General features: G+C 63.6%; 11 protein-coding genes. 7 read left to right on the top strand and 4 right to left on the bottom strand.

Going from position 1 to position 22,476, the window contains the following annotated elements; all coding sequences use genetic code 11:
- Nucleotides 1–7: 7 nt before the first annotated feature.
- The 3 genes from AC3Z8Y_RS13195 to AC3Z8Y_RS13185 all read left to right on the top strand — a co-directional run bounded on the left by AC3Z8Y_RS13195 (nt 8) and on the right by AC3Z8Y_RS13185 (nt 9,515).
- Nucleotides 8–8,587, top strand: a complete 8,580-nt coding sequence (locus AC3Z8Y_RS13195) for a Tc toxin subunit A-related protein (protein ID WP_490086168.1) — start codon at nt 8–10, stop codon at nt 8,585–8,587.
- Nucleotides 8,587–9,009: a nucleotidyltransferase domain-containing protein gene (locus AC3Z8Y_RS13190; protein WP_490086167.1), complete on the top strand. Its 423-nt coding sequence runs from the start codon at nt 8,587–8,589 to the stop codon at nt 9,007–9,009. Before AC3Z8Y_RS13195 ends, AC3Z8Y_RS13190 begins: the two co-directional genes overlap by 1 nt.
- A 119-nt stretch (nt 9,010–9,128) precedes the next feature.
- Nucleotides 9,129–9,515: a response regulator gene (locus AC3Z8Y_RS13185; protein WP_490086166.1), complete on the top strand. Its 387-nt coding sequence runs from the start codon at nt 9,129–9,131 to the stop codon at nt 9,513–9,515.
- A 52-nt stretch (nt 9,516–9,567) separates the two neighbouring features.
- Here AC3Z8Y_RS13185 and AC3Z8Y_RS13180 read toward each other — a convergent pair whose 3' ends face one another.
- Both AC3Z8Y_RS13180 and baeS read right to left on the bottom strand, forming a co-directional pair.
- Nucleotides 9,568–10,239: a response regulator gene (locus AC3Z8Y_RS13180; protein WP_490086165.1), complete on the bottom strand. Its 672-nt coding sequence runs from the start codon at nt 10,237–10,239 to the stop codon at nt 9,568–9,570.
- A 3-nt stretch (nt 10,240–10,242) separates the two neighbouring features.
- Nucleotides 10,243–11,628, bottom strand: coding sequence for a sensor histidine kinase efflux regulator BaeS (baeS, locus tag AC3Z8Y_RS13175; protein ID WP_490086164.1), 1,386 nt, complete (start codon nt 11,626–11,628; stop codon nt 10,243–10,245).
- Nucleotides 11,629–11,764: 136 nt separating this feature from the next.
- On the opposite strand from baeS, the gene AC3Z8Y_RS13170 reads away from it, so the two are divergent.
- From AC3Z8Y_RS13170 to AC3Z8Y_RS13155, 4 genes are read left to right on the top strand one after another with little or no spacing between them, the layout of a single operon-like run.
- Nucleotides 11,765–12,973 (top strand): MdtA/MuxA family multidrug efflux RND transporter periplasmic adaptor subunit, encoded by a 1,209-nt coding sequence (locus tag AC3Z8Y_RS13170; protein ID WP_490086163.1) that lies wholly within the window; start codon nt 11,765–11,767, stop codon nt 12,971–12,973.
- On the top strand, nt 12,970–16,137 hold the full coding sequence (locus AC3Z8Y_RS13165) for an efflux RND transporter permease subunit (RefSeq protein ID WP_490086162.1): 3,168 nt from the start codon (nt 12,970–12,972) through the stop codon (nt 16,135–16,137). Before AC3Z8Y_RS13170 ends, AC3Z8Y_RS13165 begins: the two co-directional genes overlap by 4 nt.
- Nucleotides 16,134–19,247, top strand: coding sequence for an efflux RND transporter permease subunit (locus AC3Z8Y_RS13160; protein ID WP_490086161.1), 3,114 nt, complete (start codon nt 16,134–16,136; stop codon nt 19,245–19,247). The genes AC3Z8Y_RS13165 and AC3Z8Y_RS13160 overlap by 4 nt, the downstream gene beginning before the upstream one ends.
- Complete coding sequence (locus AC3Z8Y_RS13155) at nt 19,244–20,674, top strand: efflux transporter outer membrane subunit (RefSeq protein ID WP_490086160.1); 1,431 nt, start codon at nt 19,244–19,246, stop codon at nt 20,672–20,674. The genes AC3Z8Y_RS13160 and AC3Z8Y_RS13155 overlap by 4 nt, the downstream gene beginning before the upstream one ends.
- Nucleotides 20,675–20,806: 132 nt before the next feature.
- Here the strand turns inward: AC3Z8Y_RS13155 and AC3Z8Y_RS13150 are convergent, their stop codons facing one another.
- On the bottom strand, nt 20,807–21,262 hold the full coding sequence (locus AC3Z8Y_RS13150; RefSeq protein WP_490086159.1) for an REP-associated tyrosine transposase: 456 nt from the start codon (nt 21,260–21,262) through the stop codon (nt 20,807–20,809).
- 484 nt (nt 21,263–21,746) lie between these two features.
- On the bottom strand, nt 21,747–22,451 hold the full coding sequence (locus AC3Z8Y_RS13145) for a purine nucleoside phosphorylase YfiH/LACC1 family protein (protein ID WP_490089998.1): 705 nt from the start codon (nt 22,449–22,451) through the stop codon (nt 21,747–21,749).
- Between the last annotated feature and the right edge of the window lie 25 nt (nt 22,452–22,476).

Below are 22,476 nucleotides of genomic sequence, written 5' to 3'. Positions count from 1 at the left end.
TGCCGTTATGGACATTGAACTCAAACAGGGCGCAGCGCACAACGGCGCCAGTCAGGGCAGTGTTCACGGCGCAGTCGTGGATGCAGAAGGCGCGCCCATCGCCGGTGCACAGCTGTCGCTGTTTTCCCAGCGGCTGCGTGACCGCTTACCGCTTGTATCGGCGGCCACGGATAAATCCGGCGCGTTCATCCTGGTGTACCCGCGAACGAATGCCCTGAACCTGGTCGTGCAACTGTTGGGCGCCGATGGAGCGGTCGCCGCGGAGTCGGCGGTAATCTTCAACGCCGAGGCGAGTGTCGAAATCAACCTGACCACCGCAAGGTCCGGCGGTATACCAAAGCCATCGGCTTACGCGCTGCTGAACGGCAGAGTCGAACGGCACTTGTTCAACACCCCGCTCACGGACCTCAAACAGAATAAGGACGCCCACGAGCTGACGTTTGTCGCGAAGGCCAGCGGCGCTGAATTCGCCGACGTCGCCCGGCTATACCTTGCGCATCGCCTCTCAGCGCCCAACGGGCTCAGCGACCTCACGCTGTATGGCCTCTTCAGTCAGGGCATTCCGGCCCCTCTAGGTACCGCCCTGGCAAGCCTGCCTGATGCCGGCATCGACGACGCCTTTATGGCGCAGGTGCTGGCCGGGGTGCTGGGGGAGTCGAGCACGTCCCTTGCGCAGTCGCTGAGTGCCGCAGTCGCCGCCAATGTATTACCTGCGACCTATGAAGCGAAACAAGCCTTTGAATTGGCGCAACTCGATGTACTGCGGGCCCAGCGCGCGGGCGCTACGCCTTACATCCGCGGCAAAACGCCGCTTGAGGACGTATTGAGCGCGGCCGGCGTGGCCGCTGCGGTGAGCACGGCGTTTATCCACGCCTATGCCGCGTCAGGGAAGCGGCTAGGGACGACCTGGAAAGTCTTGCGTGCCGATAAGTCGCTGACCAAGGCGCAGCTGGCAACCCTCAACGCCGCGCTCAACGCCAGTGAATTACTCGGCGGTAACTTACCGCTCGTGAGGGACACCATGCAGCGTCTTGCACAAGGCACCCTCGACAGCGTGCAGGCACTGGCCCTGCTCGAGGAGGCGGAGTGGGTTGCGAGAATCGAGCAAATCGATCCGCAGGCCTTGACCATTGCGCCGGTCTTTCCCGACGACACCCCGGCGCAGCGCATCGCCCGCTTCGCCAAGGCACTGGCCGAGCGGTTCGCGTCGCGCTACCTGACCACGACCTTCCTTGGTGGCCTGATCAAGGCCCAGGCCTCCTCATTTCCGGCCAGGGAAGAGCTGGTGGTGGTGCTGAGCGCGAACCCTGCATTCAACCTGCGCCGTACCCACATCGACCCCTATGTGGCCAAGAATAAACTCGAGATTTCCCCCCAGGCGCTCAAGTCACTCAAGGCCCTGCAACGGTTGTCGCTGCTGTCTCCCCACTATGCGGCGGTGGAGGCCCTCAAGGGTGCGGGGTACCTGTCGGCGCAGGCCGTTTACCTGAAGGGCCGCGCACCTTTTATTTCACAGATGGCGCCACTGCTCGGCAGCGCCTCCCGCGCCCGTGCAGCGTGGGTGCGCGCGCGGGCCCGATACGCCAGCGCATTGTCCGCGTTCGGGCGCTACAACCTCGCGCTCAATGGCACCACGGTTGCCTTGATGGCTTCGCCGGTGCCGGAGCCGGGCTCGCTGGCCAACTTGCCGGATTTGCAGGCGCTGTTCGGTTCGCTCGATTATTGTGAATGCACCCAATGCCGCTCGGTGCTCAGCCCCGCTGCCTATTTCGTGGACCTGCTGCAGTGGCTCAAACAACGCGGGGCCCTCACCGCACTATTCTCGCGCCGGCCCGACCTGCAGTTCATTGCCCTGGGATGCAGCAATACGGACGTCACGCTGCCTTACATTGACGTGGTCAATGAACTGCTGGAATCGGCGATAGCACCGCCCACGGTGCCGGTGACCCTTGTCCAGACCATGGGTACCGTGGCGGAGCGGCGTGCCTTGCCCCAGCAAGTGTCGCAAGCGGCCTACGATAAAACAGCGGCTGCAGTATTCCCGCTAACGCTGCCCTTCGACCTGCCCTTTGCCCGGACAACAGCGTTTTTGAAGGCACTGGGTACGCCGCTGGAGACGGTTATGCGCCTGTGCGGGAACACCAGTGCGGCGGCGGGCGCGTCCGTTCGGCTTGGCCTTGACCCGAACCAGCAGGCGGTGATCAACGGAACCGACGCCCACCCCGCCTGGGCGCGTTGGGGCTTCAACGCCGAGGCCACCCCGGCCAACGTATACGACCCCAAAACGCGGCAGCTGCTAAGCCCGGCGCCGGCGGACTGGATCACCGCCCTGTCGAAAGTGCCTGTGCTGCTGAACCGCGCGAACCTTGATTTCGCGGGTTTGTGCCAGTTACTGGAAGTGGCTTGGGTCACAGGCGGCAATGTGACCCTCAAACTCGGTTCCAATCAAGACACCCCGAACATCGCAAGCTGCGATACCGCGTTGATGACCTTCGAGGGGCTCGACGCTTCGGTGCTCGACCGGGCCAATCGCTTCCTGCGCCTATGCGCGTCCAGCGAGCTGACAATGTGGGAACTGGATTGGGCACTCAGCAGCGCAAATGGCACGCTTGACGATGCGTTCCTGGTGTTCCTCTCCGATGCGCTGGCCTTGCGCGACCCGCTGCAACTGCCACTGCAGGACCTGTTGAGTTTCTGGGGGCCGATGCCCACCCATGACGTGATCAGCCACCTCGGCGAAGTGGAGGCCACTGTACCCTCGACCTACACCAGCGCGTTTCGCAGCCCAACGTTGTTGGCATCCTGGGCTGCGGTGTTTGTCGAGGCTACTGCATTGCCCGGTGGCCCGGTCGAGCCTAACGCCATCAAGGCAGCGCTGGGGTTGAGCGTCGACGATGTGTCGGCAATCGCGGCTACCCAGGGCGTTCCCATGGAGCTGTCCCTCGATGGCCTGAATGTGCTATTCCGGCACGCCCGGCTGGCTTCTGCCCTGTCACTGAGTGTTCGTGACCTGGTGGTGTGGATGACGCTCTGCGATGCGCTGCCGGCCGGCACAGCGCCGGCGTTTGGTGGCACACCCGCCGACACCGCGGCGTTTTTGCACCGGCTGGCGTTGCTGCAATCAACTAGCCTTGGCCTGCACGACCTGGACTATCTGCTGCGCAATGGCTCGGCCAGCCAGAGCGCAATGACGTTCACAGCGACCCAGGCCGGGGCGCTATTGCAGTCGATCCGGGATGCAATCGTGAAGCTCGCGCCTGCAGCCCAGACCGACCCCGCTACGGTACAAACCCTGTTCGTGAGCACACTGGCGGCGGCCATCCGGGTTACCGCCGACGTAATAACGCCCGCGCTTGTGAGTACTGGGGTGCTGCCGCTGCCGGCTGCAATGCTCGCGCAGTTGCTGACGCAAACCGGCGGCGTGAACCCCGGGCAATTCCAGCCACTGGTAGATGCCTTCACTCGCATCGCCAAGGCGGCTTCAATGTTCAATGCGCTAAAGCCGACCACACCTCAATTTTCGTTCCTGATACGCAACGCCATCGCGTTCAACTGGCTGAATCCGGCGGCGCTGCCGCTCACTGTTCCAGCCAATAGCGTTTATCTCCCGTTCGAACGCCTGCTCCAGGCGCTGCAACTCGATCGCCGGCAAAACGCCCGCGGGCCCAGGGTGTTCGATGTATTGGGCGATTGGACACTTGCGTTGCCCGCGGATCTTTCTGCGGCTATCGCTAACGATGACGGGGCCCTGGCGGTTGCCCTGAATGCCAGTATCCCTGACCTCACCGTGCTTGCGAACGCGCTGGCGGTGAAGGCGCCCACCCTGGATGCAGGTACCCAGCCCGGCACGCTGGCTGACATTGGCATGCTCACGGCCATCGGTGTAGCGCTCGACACAACGGCGCGCTATCGCATCAGCGCCGCCGCGTTGGTACAGATTGCCACCTCACCCTCGGCTGTCGCCAGTGCATCCGCGGCCATGGGCATTTTTCAGGCCCAATACGCGCCTTCGACCTGGTTCAGCGCCGTACAGCCGGTTGAGGACAGCTTGCGCGAACGACGCCGTGATGCCTTGGTGGCCTACCTTCTGGGGCCAGGCGCAGCGGCCGAGCTATCACCGCCACTGCTCAACGGCGATGACATTTTCAACCGCTTCCTTATAGATCCGGGCATGTGTGCCTGTGGCATGACCACACGGTTGCTGGAGGCCACCCTGGCGCTCCAGCAGTTCGTGCAGCAGTGCTTTCTTGGCCTGGCCGTGGGCGTTACGGTGGAAGCGACTGCCGACCCTGGATGGAATCAATGGTCCTGGAGGAGCCAGTTCCGGTACTGGCAGGCCAACCGCCAAGTATTTCTCTATCCCGAAAACTACCTGCTACCGGAGTTGCGCACCGACAAGTCTCCATTCTTTATCGACCTCGAAAACGAACTCAGGCAAAGCGACTGCGATGCGGATGCGACCACTGCGGCGTTCGAGCACTACCTGCGCAAACTGGTAGAGGTGAGGAACCTTGTCGTTTGCGCCCACTATCGCGAAACCCGCGCCGACGGATCGCACCTTTTGCATATGTTTGCCCGCACCCGGGGTGCACCGCCCAGGTGGTACTACCGCAGCCGCGCCGAAGGGGCGCTGGGCACCGGCGGCTGGGGCGCCTGGCAGGCACTGAGCCTGGACATCGCAGCCGATCAGATTGTGCCGTTCGTGTGGGACCAGCGCCTGCATCTGGTATGGCCGATCTTTAAGCAGATCTCTGAGAAAGCGGGCACTCAGAGCATCCCGACGTCCAGTAATGGAACACCGACCCCCTCGAGCGCGCCGTCGGCGGCGAAATTCTGGGCCATTGAATTCGCCATGAGCGAATTGAGCGCAGGCCAGTGGCAGGCTAAACGCGTCTATGCCGAAAAATGTTATGTCGCGAACGAGGAGCCAGCGCTCGCCTATACATTCCGCGCCTATGCGGACCCGCGGTCCACGCTTCAGCTCGAGGTGTACCTCGATGTGCACTGGGTGAGCAGCGGCACGTATTCGAGTGTGCTGATGTCCAGCGGCGAATTGCGCACGCCAGATTCACCGCTGGCGGTGTATTCAGAGAATTCCTTGCCTGCCGCCGCCTCCATCGACCTGTCGCAAGAGCCCAGTTACGCACTGGTCACACCGAAAAACCAGTTCCCGAACACCTTGACGACGGCCCCCAATTACCGGTTCCGTGGTCAGGAACTGGTGTGCTATGGCCCCGAACCGGGGCCGGTCAACCCGCTGGCAGTGCTGGCCCTGCCCGGAAGCCAAGGGGCTCCTGTATCGGTGACCCTGCTCGGCACCATCGAAAGCCAGCGGTTGGTGGTTACGATGGATGACCGGTTGTTCGATTCCGCAGGCCCGTTCTTTATTGCAGACCCGGCGCGCACCTTCTTTGTCAGCCCGCACTATTACACGGTGTCGAGTTCGCCTCAGGAACTGGACGAGCTGGCCTATATCCCGCAGTGGAATACCAACTACGCCTTTACACCGTTTTATCATCCCTTCGCACGCACCTTCCTTCGCGAACTTGAACTTGGCGGTATCGACCGCCTGATGGAGCGCAGGCTGCAAATCGACCCGCAAGCCGTACGTGGCCAGGCGAGCTTCGACTTCGCCACGGTGTACGCACCGAAAGCGCCGGTGATGGCGCCGTACCCGCTCGAAGAGGTGGATTTCAGCGTCAGCGGCGCTTATGCCCAATATAACTGGGAGCTCTTCTACCACGCGCCGATGCTTGTGGCCACGCAGCTCATGCGCAACCAGCGGTACGAGGGCGCAATGCACTGGTTGCACTATATTTTCGACCCCACCGATCCCGATACCGCGCCGGTGCCGAGCCACTTTTGGCGCACGCGGCCCTTCTATGAAATGAATGCCAACGATTGGCTTGCACAGCAGATCCAGAACATCCTGACCACGCTGTCGACCACCCCCCACCAAGGCGGCTCGGCCCCGGACACCGCCGCCGCGCTTCAGGACTGGCTGGCGCACCCGTTCGACCCCCACCGTATCGCGCGGCTGCGCATTGGCGCCTACGCCAAGGCCACCGTGATGACGTTCGTGGATAACCTCATCGCCTGGGGAGACGCTCTCTACGTTCAATACACCATGGAGAAGGTCGCCCAGGCTGAGCAGCTCTATGTGTTCGCTCAGCTCATTCTTGGCCCGCTTCCTGAGCACGTACGGCTGCGCGACAGCGACCTCGCCACCCGACCCGACGCCACGACCTACGCCCAGATCCAGGCCGGGGTGGATGAATTCTCCGATGTGCTAGTGGCCATCGAAAATGTAATCGCTGCGCCATCGCCTGCGCTGGAGGTTGAGGATACCGTGAGCGAGGCGCCGGACCTGCCAACCCTGTCCACGCTGTTTTTCTGTATCCCACCGAACGACCGGCTGCTTGCTTATTGGGACAGGGTCGCCGACCGGCTGTACAAGATCCGCCATTGCCTGAACCTACAGGGCGTTGCCCAGCCGTTGCCGCTGTACGCTCCGCCAATCAATCCTTTGAACGTGATGGGGCAGGGGGCTTATGGCGCCGGCGCGATCGGCGCAGCGGCGGCCTTTACGCCGGTGTACCGGTTCTCCGTATACCTGGAGCGCGCCCTGGAGTTGACCAACGATGTACGCGGCTACGGTGCTGTGGTGCTCGCAGTATTGGAAAAAGGGGACGCCGAGGCGCTCGCTGTGCTGCGCGCCAATCAGGACATCGATATCCTCACGCGCCTGCTCGACATCAAGACCCGCGCCGTGGAGGAGGCCGCTAACCAGGTTGCCGCTCTGGAGGGCCAGAAGGCTGCCGTGGAAATTCGCCATAGCTTTTATGCCAGCATCGAATTCATGAATGCCTGGGAATCTGCCGCGACCGCCCTGCAGCTTCAAGCGACGGTGCTTAACGGCCTGGCAGTTACGCTGGACCTTACCGCGAGCGTCGCCCACCTCACCCCACACCTTACCTTCGGCGCGACAGGCTGGGCAGGCAGCCCGACCTCGCTGGTGGACGTGAGCGGTGCACAAGTGGCGGCCTCGGTGACTTCTGCGGCCGCAGCCCAGCGGGGTACTGCCGGCGTGTTGAGCGAAGGCGCCGCAATGGCTGCGACCCTGGGCAGCTACCAGCGACGCATGGACGAATGGAACCTGCACAAAGACCTCGCCGCCGCCGAACTGGCCCAGCTCGACAGCCAGATCGCCGCAGCCAACGACAGGCTGGCCATGGCCAATAGCGAAGTGGCTTTGCAAGCCCGGCAAATTACCAACGCCCGCGCCGTCAGTGATTTTCTGACCGGCAAATACACCAATGAACAGCTGTACGACTGGATGCTCACGCAACTGACCACCGTGCACACCCAGGCCTACCAACTGGCCTTCACGCTGGCCCAGCAGGCCCAGGCGGCGTATGAATATGAACTCGGCAGCCAGGGTAGCTTCGTCCAGTACGGTTACTGGGATGCCCAGCACAAGGGGCTTACGGCGGGAGAAAGCCTGCTGTTCGACCTGCGTCGCATGCAGGCCCAATACCTGGAAGCGAATACGCGCGAGCTCGAACTGGTCAAGCACGTTTCACTGGCGCTGACTCAACCCATGGCGCTGATCCAGCTATTACAGGCAGGCACCTGCGATATCACGCTAGATGAATCGCTGTTTGATCGCGACCACCCTGGCCAATACTTCCGCCGACTGCGCTCGGTAGCGCTCACGGTGCCATGCGTCACCGGCCCCTACACCGGCGTGAACGCCAACCTGACCCTGACCCGGGCCAAGGTGCGCGTGCAACCGCCGGTATCGCCGTACACACCCGTACTTGCGCGCGATGCTGCGACGGCACCGGCGTTCGCTGCCAGCCTGCCCGCAGCCACCGCCACTATCTGCACCAGCCACGGCCAGAACGACGCCGGGCTATTCGATGTGAACTTGCGCGACGAACGCTGGCTGCCGTGCGAAGGGCAGGGCGTGATCAGCACCTGGACCCTGGAGCTCGACCCGCGCGACAACAGCTTCGACCTCTCCACCGTCACCGATGTTGTACTGCACCTGCGTTATTCGGCTCGCTCGGCGGGGGGCGATCCGCAGGCGGTGCGCCAGGCCCTCAGGCCGGTAGGGCCGCAGCAGTTTCTGCTAAGTGTGCGCAGTAATTTCGGCGACGCCTGGTATGCATTTTTCAACCCCGCGGACACGGGGGCGACGCAGCAGGTGCTGACATTGCCATTGGAGGCCAATGTTTTCCCGTTCTCCAATCTCGGCGCTGCCGCCATTACCGATATTTCGATCAACCTGATGCTGACCGAGGTACCGCCGGAGGGCACGCAGATCACCGACGCCACGTTTGGCCGTGTCGGTGGGACTGCCGCTCCTGTATCGATCCGCCAGGTGCCGCCTTTGCCTGGCGGCAACGCTGTCGCGGCACTTGGTGGTGTAACCGGGCAGGCCGGGCAACCTGGCACCTTTACGCTCAGCGTACCAGAGGTTGGCATTCCCCCCATGGTCGCAGTCTCCCGCGATGGCCATACACGCCTGAACGCCTCGATGTTCAACGACATTCTGCTGACAGTCAGCTACCGGGTGGCCTGATGCTCAGTGAAGGGGATATCCAGAGGATTATGTCGCGCATCGTGGATGGATGCGCCCCGATTGCGGTGGGCACCTTTGGCTCTTATGCGGTCGGCCTGGCCCGTGAGGGCAGCGATCTGGACGTGTTTGTCATTCAGCGGACACGGCTTTCGAAGCCGGCGCGGCGGCGGGCGGTTTGTGCGTGTTTGTTTGGGGTGATGCACCCGCTGGATGTGCATGTGTTTACGCCTGAGGAGTTCGAGGAAGGGGCGGGGGAGCAATTATCCTTTGCCTGGGTGATTGTGCGGCAAGCGCGGTTGTACTACTGGACAGGGGAGGCAGGGGGAGCGTTGGCCGACATGCACGCCCGATGCAACCAGGCCGGCCCACCGGGAGGTAATGGACCAGTGCCAGACCGTAACCTGGAGCCCGGCCCGGCGTAGGGGCCTACCATCGCTATTCTCGTAGCAATCAGCGGTTTTGATTCCCCCGATATTGACGTAGTTCACACATCTGATGAAACTCAACGGGCCCTACCTGTATCAGCGGCAGAGTTTTTCTTATGAAAGCAACCGGCGCCCTTTGGGCTGACCGTATAAAGGACCTTCGGGTGCTGGTGGTCGAAGACGACACCCTGGTGAGCCTGTTCGTAGAGGCGTTGTTCGAATCCGTGGGCGTGGGCCATGGCGTGCAGGTGGCGCAGTCGCTGGATACCGGTCAATGGCTGGCCGAAAGCGGCGAGTTCGACCTGGCGCTGCTGGACGTGTACCTCGGCGGCGAACCGAGCTTCGTGGTGGCGCACACGCTGCAGCAACGCGGCATCCCCTTCGCGTTCGCTTCAGGTTACGCAGGCGGCGAGGTGCGGGCACGTTTCCCCGGTGTGCCTTTGCTTGCCAAGCCGTTCAAGGCAGCCGAGCTGGAAGCGGTGTTGCACGATTTGTTGAGCTAACGCAGCGCTCACTCGGTGGGACCGGGGCCGACAGGGCCCGGGAATCGGAGCGTCACAACTGCCATTTGTACCCCACCCCGTACAACGACTGGATCGGATCGTCGGCGGCGCTGGCCTGGGCCAGTTTGCGGCGCAGGTTGCGTACGTGGCTGTCCACGGTGCGGTCGGTGACGATACGGCGGTCGGGGTAGAGGCGGTCGAGCAGTTGATCGCGGGAGAATACCCGGCCAGGGGCGCCGGCCAGGGTGTCCAGCAGGCGCAGCTCCACGCGGGTGAGGTCCAGCAGCACGCCGTCGAACGTCGCGGTGTGGGCGCTATGGTCGATCACCAGCCTGGCCACGGCGTCGTTGTTCGACTGGGCCGGCGCCCGGCGCAATACCGCCTTGACCCGGGCCACTACCTCGCGCGGGCTGAAGGGTTTGCAGATGTAGTCGTCCGCACCCAGGTCCAGGCCCTGCAGGCGATCGCTTTCCTCCATGCGGGCGGTGAGCATGATGATGGGCACCGCACTGAAGGAACGTACCTCACGGCACACTTCAAGCCCATCGCGCCCGGGTAACATCAGGTCCAGCAGCACCAGGCACGGCTGGTACACCTGCACCGCGGCCACCACCTCCAACCCATTGGCCACGCATTGCACCGGGTAGCCTGCGGCCTGCAGATAATCGCGCAACAGCGTGGCCAGCTTGGGTTCGTCTTCAACAACCAGAACAGGATGATCCATTGCTCAGCCCTCCAGTGGCAGGCGCAGGGTGAGCCAAAGCCCGCCGCGGGGTGAATGGGCGGCGGTGAGGCTACCGCCGTGGGCCTGCGCAATGCTACTGCAGATCGCCAGGCCCAGGCCGGCACCACCGTTGGCCCGGCTGCGTGAACCCTCGGCGCGGTAGAACCGCTCGAACAGTCGCTCCAGCTGGGCTGCATCCACACCGGGCGCGGAGTCGAGGAAATCCACCCGTACGGTGTTCTGCTCCCGGCGCGCGCTTAGCCGCAGTTCGCCACCGCGGTCGGTGTAGCGCAAGGTGTTTTCCAGCAGGTTATGGAACAGCTGGCGCAGGCGACGATCATCCGCTTGCACCGGCAAGGGGTCGCTGTGGATTGCCAACTCCATGGTCAGGCCGTGTTCGGCGTAACGCTCCTGGAAGCTGGCGACGCAATCGCCAAGCAGTTCGGCCAGGTCACAGGGCAGCTTGCGGTAGGCGAGGGCGCCAACGTCTGCCAGGGACAGTTCGTAGAGGTCGTCCACCAGTTTGCTCAGCATGCGCACTTCGCCCTGCAGGCTTTTTACCGAATTGTGGTCCAGGGTACGCACGCCGTCTTCGATGGCTTCCAGCTCGCCCCGCAGAATGGACAGCGGCGTGCGAAGTTCGTGGGAAACGTCGGCCATGAACTCGCGGCGTACCTGCTCGTTGCGTTCCAGGGTGTGTGCCAGGTGATTGAAGTCCCGCGCCAGTTGCCCCACTTCGTCCTGGGCCGCCACCGCGACCCGGCTGTTGTAATCCCCGGCAGCGAGGCGGTGGGTGGCGGCGGCCACACGCTTGATCGGCGCCAGCAGTACGCGGGAAATCCACAGTGCGATTAACATTGCCAGCAGAAGAGACACAGCCCCCATCGCCAGGCTGGTGCGCAGCTGGTACTGCTGGAAACGTTCACCACCGGCTTCGCTCACACTCTGGAAAGGCGATACGGCCAGCCAGCCGACGGTGCGCCCGCCCACCTCAACCGGTTGCAGCAAGGCGTCGGCGGCAATGGCCTGATAACCCGCCACGCGCTGGTGCCGTTCATCAAGCAAGGCGATACGAAATACCGTGCCGGTGAGGTCCGAGGCGGGCGGCAGCCGCTGTTCGTGCTCCTCGTAGCTTTGCGGTGGCTCCGGGCGCAGCAGATCGAACCAGCGCTGTGGATGGTTGTGCAAGAACTCCCAGCTGCCTTCGCGTTGGTAGGCGTCGGTCATGCGCGGTACCAGCGAGCTTACCCGCTGCATAGCCAGCTCATTGAGGTAGCCGAGGAAGCCACGGCCGAAGCTCCAGTTGCTGGCCATGCCCATGCTGATGATCACCAGCAGCACGCTGGCGAACACGGCAAGGAAGAGTTTGCTGGAAATGCTGAGTTTCATGGCAGATACATACGGTGGATGGCCCGGCTATTTAGGCCCCTGCCGGCGGCCTAATCAACCCATGCCGGCAAACTCCATTTTCCCTGCACATTTGCACCCCATCATTTGCTCGTACTCGATCAGCAGTGAGCAACAGATGGCCCAGCATTCAAGGCGCACCCTTCGCACCCTCTTCGCCGTGGCGGCCGTGTTGGCCGTGGCGTTCGCCGCCCTTGGCGTGTGGCATTCCTTCAAACAGGCGCCTGCAGCTACTGGCGCGCCGGGGCCCGGGGGCAAGCCGCCGGCCGGGGCTGCCAAGGGCGGCGGCAGTGTGACCGTGGCGGCCGGCGAGGCCCGCACGCAAGACGTGCCTGTGTACCAGCAGGCGCTGGGCACCGTGATCGCCAATGCCTCGGTCACGGTCACCAGCCGTGTGGATGGGCAACTGCAGGCGGTGTATTTCAGCGAAGGCCAGAAGGTGAAAAAAGGCCAGCTGCTGGCGCAGATCGACCCCCGTGCCTATCAGGCCACGCTGGACCAGTACCAAGGCGAACTCGCCGAAAACCGGGCCCTGCTCAAGAGCGCCCAGCTTACTTTGGCCCGCTATCAGCGGCTGTTCGATAAGGATTCGCTCGCCCGCCAGGACCTGGACACCCAAACGGCTACCGTGGGCCAATACCAAGGCACCGTGCAGGCTGATCAGGCGCAGATCGCCGCGGCCCGGCTGAACCTGGAATACGCCCGCATCGTTTCCCCTATCGACGGCTACGTGGGCCTGCGCCTGGTGGACCCAGGCAATATGGTGCATGCCAGTGACACCACCGGCATCGTGACGGTGACCCAGACCGACCCCATCGCGGTGACGTTCAGCCTGCCTCAGGCGCAACTGGCGACGCTGCTGCCCAAACTGCGCAAGGGCGAAAAGCTCCCCGTGCAGGCATTGGACGCGCAGCAGAACACTGAGATTGCCAGTGGCGAATTGAAGTTCATCAGCAACGAAATCGACACGGCCACGGGCAGCATCAAGCTCAAGGCCCAGTTCACCAACCCGAACGATGCGCTGTACCCCAACCAGTTTGTGAACGTGAAGGTGCAAACCGACGTGCTGACCAAGGCGGTTACGGTGCCGTCGGCGGCGGTGCAGCTGGGCGCCAGTGGCAACTTCATCTATGTGGTGAAGGCCGACGGCAGCATCGAGCGCCGCAGCGTGACCACCGGCCCGGTGGTGGATGACCGCACGGCCATCCTCACTGGCATGCAGGCCGATGAACGCGTGGTAACCCGCGGCATCGACCACCTGCGCGAGGGTATCAAGGTGACGGTGGAGCAGCCCACCGAGGTCGCCAGCGGCGGGGCGGCGCAATGAACCCGTCCCGCCTGTTTATTCAGCGGCCGGTTGCCACGGTGCTGCTGATGATGGCAGTACTGTTCGCCGGCCTGTTCGCCTATCGGCTGCTGTCCACCTCGGCGCTGCCGGAAGTGGAATACCCCACCATCGAAGTCACCGCGCTGTACCCCGGCGCCAGCGCGACGGTGCTGGCCACTTCAGTTACCGCGCCGCTGGAACGCCAACTGGGGCAGATGGCCGGGCTGTCGCAGATGTATTCGACCAGCTCCGCCGGTGCCTCGGTGATCACCCTCAAGTTCGCGCTTACGCTTTCGCTGGATGAAGCCGAGCAGGAAGTGCAGGCCGCGATCAACGCTGCCGACAGCCTGCTGCCGTCGGACTTGCCCAACCCGCCGACCTATAAAAAGGTGAACCCCGCGGACACGGCAGTGATCACCCTGGCCGCCACCTCCGACAGCCTGCCACTTACCCAGGTGCAGGACCTGATCAACACTCGCGTGGCATTGAAGCTCTCGCAGATCAACGGCGTAGGGCTGGTGAGCCTGGCCGGGGGCAACCAGCCCGCGGTGCGGATCAATGCCGACCCCGCCGCGCTGGCCGCCCACGGCCTGACGCTTGAGGACGTGTACGACACCATCAACAACGCCAACGTGAATGGCTCCAAAGGCGGCTTCGACGGCCCGGACCATTCCATCACCATCGACGCCAACGACCAGCTGCGTGACGCCGGCCAGTACGGCGCGCTGGTGCTCAAGTACGAAAACGGCGCGGCGCTGTACCTGCGGGACGTCGCCAGCACCGAGGACGGGAGCGAAAACGCCTACCTCTCAGCGACCGCCAATGGCCAGCCGGCCATCGTGATCAATGTGCAGCGCCAGCCCGGCGCCAACGTGATCCAGGTGGTGGACGCGATCGAGGCGCAGCTGCCGGCCCTGCGCCAGGCCTTGCCCGACAGCGTGAAACTCGAGGTGCTGGCCGACCGCACCCAAACCATCCGCGCGTCCATTCATGACGTGCAGTTCGAGCTGGCGCTGTCCATTGCCCTGGTGGTGATGGTGACCTTCGTGTTTCTGGGCAACCTTACCGCCACGCTTATTCCCAGCGCGGCGGTGCCGTTGTCGCTGGTGGGCACCTTCGGCGTGATGTACCTGGCCGGGTTCAGCCTCAATAACCTCAGCCTGATGGCGCTGACCATCGCCACCGGCTTTGTGATCGACGACGCCATCGTGGTGGTGGAGAACATTTCCCGGCATCTGGAGGAAGGCGACAGCCCTATGGAGGCCGCGCTAAAGGGTTCGGGCGAGATCGGCTTTACCATCATCTCGCTCACCTTTTCGCTGGTGGCTGTGCTGATCCCGCTGCTGTTCATGGGCGATGTGGTCGGGCGGCTGTTCCGCGAGTTCGCCATCACCCTGGCAGTGTCCATTCTCGTGTCCATGGTGATCTCCCTTACCCTCACGCCGATGCTGTGTGCCTACCTGCTCAAGCATGTGGCGCCTCAGGAGCAGAGCCGCTTCGCCCGCTGGAGTGAACACCAGTTCACCCGCCTCACTGCCGCCTATGACCGTGGCCTGGGTTGGGTGCTGGCGCACCAGCGGATCACGTTGCTGGTAGCGCTCGGCACGTTCGTGCTCACGGCGCTGCTGTACCTGGTGGTACCCAAGGGGTTCTTCCCGGCGCAGGACACTGGGCTGATCCAGGGCTTCAGCCGTGCCTCGCAGGACGTGTCATTCAATGAAATGGCGCGGCGCCAGGCTGCGTTGGTGCAGGTGGTGTTGCAAGACCCCGCCGTGACCTCCGTCTCGTCCACGCTGGGCGTGGACGGCACCAACGCCACCCTGAACAACGGGCGCTTGCAGATCCAGCTCAAGCCGTTCGATGAGCGTGACGACCGCGCGAGCGTTGTAATCGAGCGGCTGAACGCGGCAAGCAAGGCCGTGGCCGGCATCAGCCTGAGCATGGTCGCCGCCCAGGACCTGAGCGTGGATGACCAGCTCACCCCAAGCCAGTACCAGTTCACCCTGGATGACGCCGACAGCAGCCGCCTCGCCGCGCTGTTGCCCAAGTTGATGGCCAGCTTGCAGCAGCGGCCGGAACTGCGCGACGTGATCGACAACCTGCAGGACCAGGGCCTTACCGCCTACGTGGACCTGGACCGCCAGGCCGCCGCCCGTTACGGCATTACCGCTGCGGACGTGGACACGGCGCTGTACAACGCGTTTGGCCAGCGGCTGATTTCTACCATCTTCACCCAGGCCAATCAGTACCGCGTGGTGTTGCAAGTGCCGGGCAAGTTCCAGCAGTCGATGGCGGCGTTCGAGCAGATTTACCTGGCGCCGGCGAGCAACACCAGCACCAGTTCGACCACTACGGCCACAACCACTACCGGCTCAAGTACAAGCACCACGAGTACCACCACTACCACAGGCCTGGTACGCCTGAGCACCATCGCCCGGATCAGCCAGCGCACCGGCGCACTGTCCCTGAACCGGCTGGGGCAGTTCCCGGCGGTGACCGTGTCGTTCAACATTGCCGACGGCTATGCCCTGGAAGATGCGCAAAAGGCCGTGGATGCGGCCATGCAACAAGTGGACGCCCCCAGCTCGGTAACCCTGCGCTACCAGGGCGCGGCGGCCTCGTTCCAGCAGGCGTCGGCCAATACGTTGTGGCTGATCCTCGCCGCGTTGCTCACCATGTACATCGTGCTGGGCGTGCTGTACGAAAGCTACATTCACCCGCTGACCATCCTGTCCACGCTACCCTCGGCGGCGATCGGGGCGTTGCTGGCGCTGTTGCTCAGCGGCAGTGATTTCTCGCTGATTGCTCTGATCGGCGTGATCCTGCTGATCGGCATCGTGAAAAAGAACGCCATCATGATGGTGGACTTCGCCTTGCAGGGCAGGGCAGAGGGGCTTTCGGCGCAGGACGCGATCCACCGCGCCTGCCTGCTTCGCTTGCGGCCAATCCTCATGACCACCATGGCCGCGCTGCTGGGCGCGGTACCGCTGATGCTCGCCACCGGCGCTGGCGCGGAATTGCGCCGGCCCCTGGGCCTGGTGATCGTGGGCGGGTTGTTGTTGAGCCAGTTGCTCACGTTGTTCACCACGCCGGTGATCTATCTGGCCTTCGATAGCCTGGCTGAGCGCCTGCGACGCCGCCTGAGCGCGCGGAGCCCGGCATGAACCTGAGCCGTGTGTTCATCGCCCGGCCGGTGGCCACGGTGCTGCTGACCCTGGCGTTGCTGCTGCTCGGCGCGCTGGGTTACAGCCTGCTGCCGGTGGCGCCGCTGCCCCAGGTGGATTTCCCCACGGTGATGGTGGAAGCGAGCCTTGCCGGCGCCAGCCCCGAAACCATGGCTGCCACGGTTGCCACGCCACTGGAACGCACCCTGGGGCAGATCGCGGGGGTAACGGAAATGACGTCCACCAGCAGCCAGGGCTCCACCAACATCATTCTGCAGTTCGACCTGGACCGGGACATCAACGGCGCCGCGCGCGACGTGCAAGCTGCAATCAACGCCGCGCGCAGCCTGTTGCCCAGCGCGATGAAATCTTTGCCCACCTACCACAAGGCCAACCCCTCCGATGGCCCGGTGGTCATGCTGGCGCTGACCTCCGCCAGCCGCGACGCCGGCCAGCTGTACGACCTGGCCTCCAGCCTGTTGCAACAGAAAATCGCCCAGGTGCAGGGCGTGGGCCAGGTATCGGTGCGCGGTGGCTCGCTGCCCGCGGTGCGGGTAGACGTGCAGCCGCAGCAGCTCAGCCACGCCGGCATCAGCTTGAGCAGCGTGAGCACCGCCATCGGCAACGCCACGCGTAACAAGCCGCTGGGCGCCCTGCAGATGAGCGACCAAAGCTGGGCCATTGAAAGCAACCAGCAACTGGAAACCGCCGCCGACTACCGTGACCTGATCGTGGGCTACAACGACGGCGCGGCCGTGCACCTCAAGGACGTGGCCAATGTGTACGACGCCGTGGAGGACGTGTACGTGAGCGGCTACTACAACGGCCAGCCTTCGGTAACGCTTGGAGTTACCCGTTCGGCCGGCGCCAACATGCTGGAAACCATCGACGCGGTAAGCGCGCTGATGCCGCAACTGCAAGCGATGCTCCCCGGCGACGTGCAGCTGGTGAAGGTGATCGACCGTTCGCCCACCATTCGTGCCTCCCTGCGCGACACCGAAAAAACCCTGCTACTGGCCGTGCTGCTGGTGGTGGCCGTGGTGTTTGTTTTTCTGCGTAACCTGCGCGCCACGCTGATCCCGGCCGTGGCGCTGCCGGTGTCGCTGGTAGGTACCTGCGCGGCCATGTATGTGCTGGGTTACAGCCTGGACAACCTGTCGCTGATGGCCTTGATCATCGCTACAGGCTTTGTGGTGGACGACGCCATCGTGGTGCTGGAAAACATCGCTACCTGGCAGGAGCGGGGCATGCGACCGCTGCGCGCGGCCTTGCAAGGCACCAAGGAAGTGGGCTTTACCGTGTTGTCGATGACGGTGTCGCTGGTAGCCGTGTTCATTCCGCTGCTGCTGATGGGCGGCATCGTCGGCCGGCTGTTTCGTGAGTTCGCGGTCACGCTCAGCATCGCGCTGGGCATTTCCATGGTGGTGTCGTTGAGCATCACGCCGGTACTGTGTGTGGCCCTGCTACGCCCGGCGGCCCCAAATCGGCCGGTGCCACGCCTGTACCGCTGGATCGAAGGCGTGCTGGACGACCTTCAGGCGCTGTATCTGGAGGCCCTCGCCTGGGTAATGCGGCATCGGCTGCTTGCTGTGTTCAGCCTGCTGCTGACCTTGGCGCTGAACGTTTACCTCTACACCGTGGTGCCCAAGGGCTTTTTCCCCAGTCAGGACACCGGCGTTCTGATGGGGGCGATCCGGGCAGACCAGAACATCTCCTACCAGGCGCTCAAGCCTTACATTCTGGAAATCTCCCAGGCCATGGCCAAGGACCCGGACGTGGCGGCGGTGATGGCGTCCACGGGCAGCGGCGGCTTTGGCTCGCGCAACACTGCCCAGCTGTTCATTCGCCTTAAAGACTTCGACCAGCGCCACGCCACGGCTCAGCAGATTGCCAACCGCCTGAGCGCCGCCTACAGCAAGCACGCGGGCATCCAGATGTTCGCCATGCCCCTTGAAGACCTGCACATCGGCGGGCGCAGCGCCAACGCGACCTACCAGTTCAGCCTGCAGGCCGACGACCTCACCGTACTGCGTGAGTGGACCCCCAAGGTCGAGCAAGCGCTGCGGCAACTGCCTCAGCTCACCTCGGTGGACTCGGACGCCCAGACCGGTGGCCAGGAAGTGATGCTGACCATCGACCGTGCCGCCGCCACGCGCCTTGGTGTGAACGTAGACGACGTAGATACCTTCCTGGGCAATGCGTTCAGCCAGGCCAACGTGGCAACCGTGTACCGAACGCTCAACCAGTACTACGTGATCATGGACGTGGCTGCCCGCTACAACCAGGACCCGGAGGTGCTTCGCCAGCTGTACCTGGTCACTGACAGCGGGGCCCAGGTGCCGCTCTCAGCCATCGCCCGCTTCAGCAGCGCCGAGGCGCCCCTGTCTGTGGCCCACGCCGGGCAGTCGGCCACCAGCACGGTGGCCTTCAACCTGGCGGACGGCGTTACCCTGGAAGCCGCGCAGGCCGCGGTGAAGGTCGCGCTGCAAGGGATCAACCTGCCTGCCACGGTGCACGGCAGCTATTCCGGGACCGCTGCGGCCAGCGCCTCGCTCGCCGCCAGCATGCCCTGGCTGATACTTGCCGCGCTGGTGGCGGTGTACATCGTGCTGGGTGTGCTTTACGAGAGTTACATCCACCCGCTCACTATCCTCTCCACCCTGCCGTCGGCGGGGCTGGGTGCCTTGCTGTTGTTGCAGATCACCAGCACCCAGCTCACGGTGATCGCGCTGATCGGCATCCTGCTGCTGATCGGCATCGTAAAGAAGAACGCCATCATGCTGATCGACTTCGCGCTGATCGCCGAAAGGCAACAGCGCATGAGCCCGGAGCAGGCGATCCTCGAAGCCTGCCGCCAGCGCTTGCGGCCCATCCTGATGACGTCGCTGGCCGCGTTCTTCGGTGCTTTGCCCATGGCCCTGGCCAGCGGCGGTGATGCTGACCTGCGCCGCCCGCTGGGGTTGGCGATCTGCGGTGGGCTTGCGCTCAGCCAGTTGTTGACCTTGTTCACCACGCCGGTGCTGTACCTCTATTTCGACCGCTTGAGCCGCGCCACGCGCCGCCTGTGGAATACCCGTGTTCGCCGCCTGGCCCCCGAGAGTTCGCTATGAAGTTGCCTGCCGCTTTCCGATTCGCCCCCTCCCTGTTATTGCTGGCCGTGCTCGGCGGCTGCATGGTGGGCCCTGACTACAAACGCCCGGCGACCGTGGCGCCAGTGGTGTTCAAGGAGGCCGCGGGCTGGACCGCCGCCGCACCGAAGGACGACCAGGCCAAAGGCCGCTGGTGGACGATCTACGGCGATGCCACGCTCGATGCGCTGATGGACCAGGTGGCGCTGAGCAACCAGACCGTGGCCCAGTACGAAGCCCAATACCGCCAGGCGCTGGCATTGACCCGCGCGTCGAAGGCGGACCTGTTGCCGTCGGTAAGCGCTAGTCTGGACAGCACCCGCAGCGAAACGGCCACCAGTTCCTCCAGCGCCTATTCCACCAGCCAGGGCGGCGCCAGCAACACCCACTCCGCCACCTTGAGCGCCAGCTGGGAATTGGACCTGTGGGGCAAGCTGCGCCGCACGGTGGAGGAGGACCGCGCCAGCGCCCAGGCCAGCGCCGCCGACCTTGCCGCTGCCACCTTGAGCGCACAATCCGAGCTGGCCCAGGACTACTTCAAGCTGCGCCTCCTGGACCAGCAACTGGACCTCTACCGGGATACCGTGAACGCATATGAGCGTTACCTGAAGGTGATCAGCAACAAGTACGAAGAGCAGATTTCCTCCCGCGCCGACCTGGCCCAGGCGCAGACCCAGCTGGAAAGCGCGCGCGCCACGCTCCTCGATTACCAGTGGCAGCGGGCCCAATACGAGCACGCTATTGCCTTGCTCATTGGCAAGGCGCCGGCCGAGTTCAGCCTGGCAGCCTTACCCTCCAGCGGGCCCAATGCCTGGGCGTGGAAGGTACCGGCCGTGCCTGTAGGGGTGCCCAGCCAGCTGCTGGAGCGCCGCCCCGACATCGCCGCCGCCGAGCGCAACTTAGCCGCGGCCAATGCGGCCATCGGTGTGGCCACCGCAGCGTATTACCCGGACCTCACCCTCAGCGCCAGCGGTGGCTATCAAGCCACTAGCCTGGCCAGCTTGATAAACGCGCCCACGCGGTTCTGGTCCATCGGGCCGTCCTTGACCGGGACCGTGCTGGACTTCGGCGCCACTCGCGCCAGCGTCGACCAGGCCCGCGCCGCCTACGACGCTCAGGTTGCCAGCTACCGGCAAACCGTGCTCACCGGCATCGGTGAAGTGGAGGATTACCTCGTGCAGCTACGCACCCAGGCCCCCGAACTCGCCGCCCGCACCCGCGCCGCCCAAGCCGCCGCCGAATCCGCCCGCGTGACTGCCGACCAGTACGAAGCCGGCAAGATCGACTACCTCGACGTCGCCACCACCCAAGCCACGCTGCTCAGCGAACAGCAAAGCCTGCTCAGCCTGGTGAGCACGCAACTGGTGACCAGTGTGCAGCTGGTGGCGGCGTTGGGTGGGGGGTGGTAGACAGGCAGAGCTAAAAAGGGTCTGTGGCCTCTTCGCGAGCTCTCGCCGGATGCCCGGCCCCTGGGATTGAGTTCAAAGTGCACCGAACCCTGTGGGAGCAGGGCGAAGCCGAAGGCGGAGCTCGCGAAGGTTTCATAGCCACATCGCATCCCACAGCGGGTAGTCGCCAACCTTGGCGACCAATCCCGCGCGAACGGGGTTATGAACAACGTAGCGGGCCGCGACCTTCAGGTCTTCTTCCCTGCGAAGTGCTCGGTCATGAAAGCCCTTCTGCCATACCGGCCCCGGGCGGCCGAGATGAGCATTGATCGCCAGCGCCGAGGCGGCTTTGATTCGGCAGGCGAGTGAAGACAGGTCGCCATGCTGGAGCGCAAACAGCCAATGCAAATGATCGGGCATTACTACCCAAGCGAAGCTATGAACGCGCCCGGCGTCGTGTTCGGCTTTCAACGCTCGGGCGATGCAGCGTCCTGAATACCAATCGGTGAATAGCGGCGCTCGTTTAAGCGTGACTGTGGTGAGGAGATAGATGCGGCCTGTCTCGGAGTAGCGTCCCGCCCGCAACCGTTTACTGCCGTATCTTGCCATGGGTGAGCCTTCCCTGGAAAAGCCTGAGCCTAACAAGGGGGCTAAAAGCACACTGGAAGAAGGTGTTGCTGACTTTGTTCTTGGCACTTCGCGAGCTACCGCCGGATGGCCGGCCCCGCCGCTTCCTACAGAGAGATTGTCAAGCACCTTGAGGGATCTCACTCACCTGTAGGAAGCGGGCGGAGCCGCAGGCGTAGCTCGCGAATAAGGCATAAGGAAACCGCTCAAGACAGTTGCTTCTCGCAGTTGGCCGCGCTGGGCGCTCTGTCGGAAGCGGGCGGAGCTTGCGAATCACCTCGACAGGCGTCCATAAGCCCGCTTCAACATCCCATTGATCATCTCCTTGGACAACCGCGCTGAACGTGTGGGGGCGCCGGTCCTCCCGGAAGACAGTCGTTTGTTGCTTTCTCTGACGAGGGCGACGGATACATCTGTAGCAGCGTGCCTTGGCCGCGACCGGCCCGGAAGGGCCGAGAGTTTCAGGTTATGCCGAGAGGCAGATCCAGGAGCGCTGGAAGCGCTTTGCTTCGTTATGGTGCTGGCGTCGTCTATAGCTACCCAAGGAAAGCTCGGAGCAGTAAGTGCAGTGCCCGGTCCACGTGATCTGCTCAGGCCTGATACGTGCATCCTGGAAAAGACATGTGGCGTAACGGCGTAGATCAAACCAAAGGCCATCCCCGTATGCCTTGGCGGCTCTCATGGGCACCGGAAGCTGGGAGATATCACGTTCCAGAGACCAAGGGGGCGTGGAGTTCGACCATACCGAGGAGTGCCTACGTTCTATCGTTTCGGCAAACGAAGCTGACACTTCGTAACAGCATGGGCCGATGTGTGGACCTACCGCGAACTGTAAGGCACGGGTTTCGATCCCCGCTTTTGTATAAGCCTCGACTGAGTTGCGGATTATTCCTTGGAACAGGCCTTGCCAGCCGGCATGAATGACCGCAATGAAAGGTTGCCTGACGCTACTAACCAGGATAGGCAGACAGTCGGCAGTGGCGATTCCCAAGCAGCAGGGCAGCTGGCTAAATACCGAGTCTGAGGGCGACTGGGTGCGAGCTGGACTCGCGGTTTGTTGAGAAACAACTGCACCGTTCGCCTGGTTTGCAAAAATGATCGCCGCTTTCGATTGAGGCTCGTCGCCTAGCCCGAAACCGTGCTTTAAGCCGGGAATGGATGAAAGATTCATTGCATGTAAGGGCATGTGTGGAGCT

This window comes from Pseudomonas sp. 3MAES_34.3B (genome assembly GCF_058145875.1).
This window is presented reverse-complemented; position numbering and strand designations above follow the sequence as displayed.

Coding starts and splice junctions, on each gene's coding strand:
- AC3Z8Y_RS13195 (WP_490086168.1), top strand. CDS start 8: ATGGACATTGAACTCAAACAGGGCGCAGCGCACAACGGCGCCAGTCAG.
- AC3Z8Y_RS13190 (WP_490086167.1), top strand. CDS start 8,587: ATGCTCAGTGAAGGGGATATCCAGAGGATTATGTCGCGCATCGTGGAT.
- AC3Z8Y_RS13185 (WP_490086166.1), top strand. CDS start 9,129: ATGAAAGCAACCGGCGCCCTTTGGGCTGACCGTATAAAGGACCTTCGG.
- AC3Z8Y_RS13180 (WP_490086165.1), bottom strand. CDS start 10,239: ATGGATCATCCTGTTCTGGTTGTTGAAGACGAACCCAAGCTGGCCACG.
- baeS (WP_490086164.1), bottom strand. CDS start 11,628: ATGAAACTCAGCATTTCCAGCAAACTCTTCCTTGCCGTGTTCGCCAGC.
- AC3Z8Y_RS13170 (WP_490086163.1), top strand. CDS start 11,765: ATGGCCCAGCATTCAAGGCGCACCCTTCGCACCCTCTTCGCCGTGGCG.
- AC3Z8Y_RS13165 (WP_490086162.1), top strand. CDS start 12,970: ATGAACCCGTCCCGCCTGTTTATTCAGCGGCCGGTTGCCACGGTGCTG.
- AC3Z8Y_RS13160 (WP_490086161.1), top strand. CDS start 16,134: ATGAACCTGAGCCGTGTGTTCATCGCCCGGCCGGTGGCCACGGTGCTG.
- AC3Z8Y_RS13155 (WP_490086160.1), top strand. CDS start 19,244: ATGAAGTTGCCTGCCGCTTTCCGATTCGCCCCCTCCCTGTTATTGCTG.
- AC3Z8Y_RS13150 (WP_490086159.1), bottom strand. CDS start 21,262: ATGGCAAGATACGGCAGTAAACGGTTGCGGGCGGGACGCTACTCCGAG.
- AC3Z8Y_RS13145 (WP_490089998.1), bottom strand. CDS start 22,451: ATGAATCTTTCATCCATTCCCGGCTTAAAGCACGGTTTCGGGCTAGGC.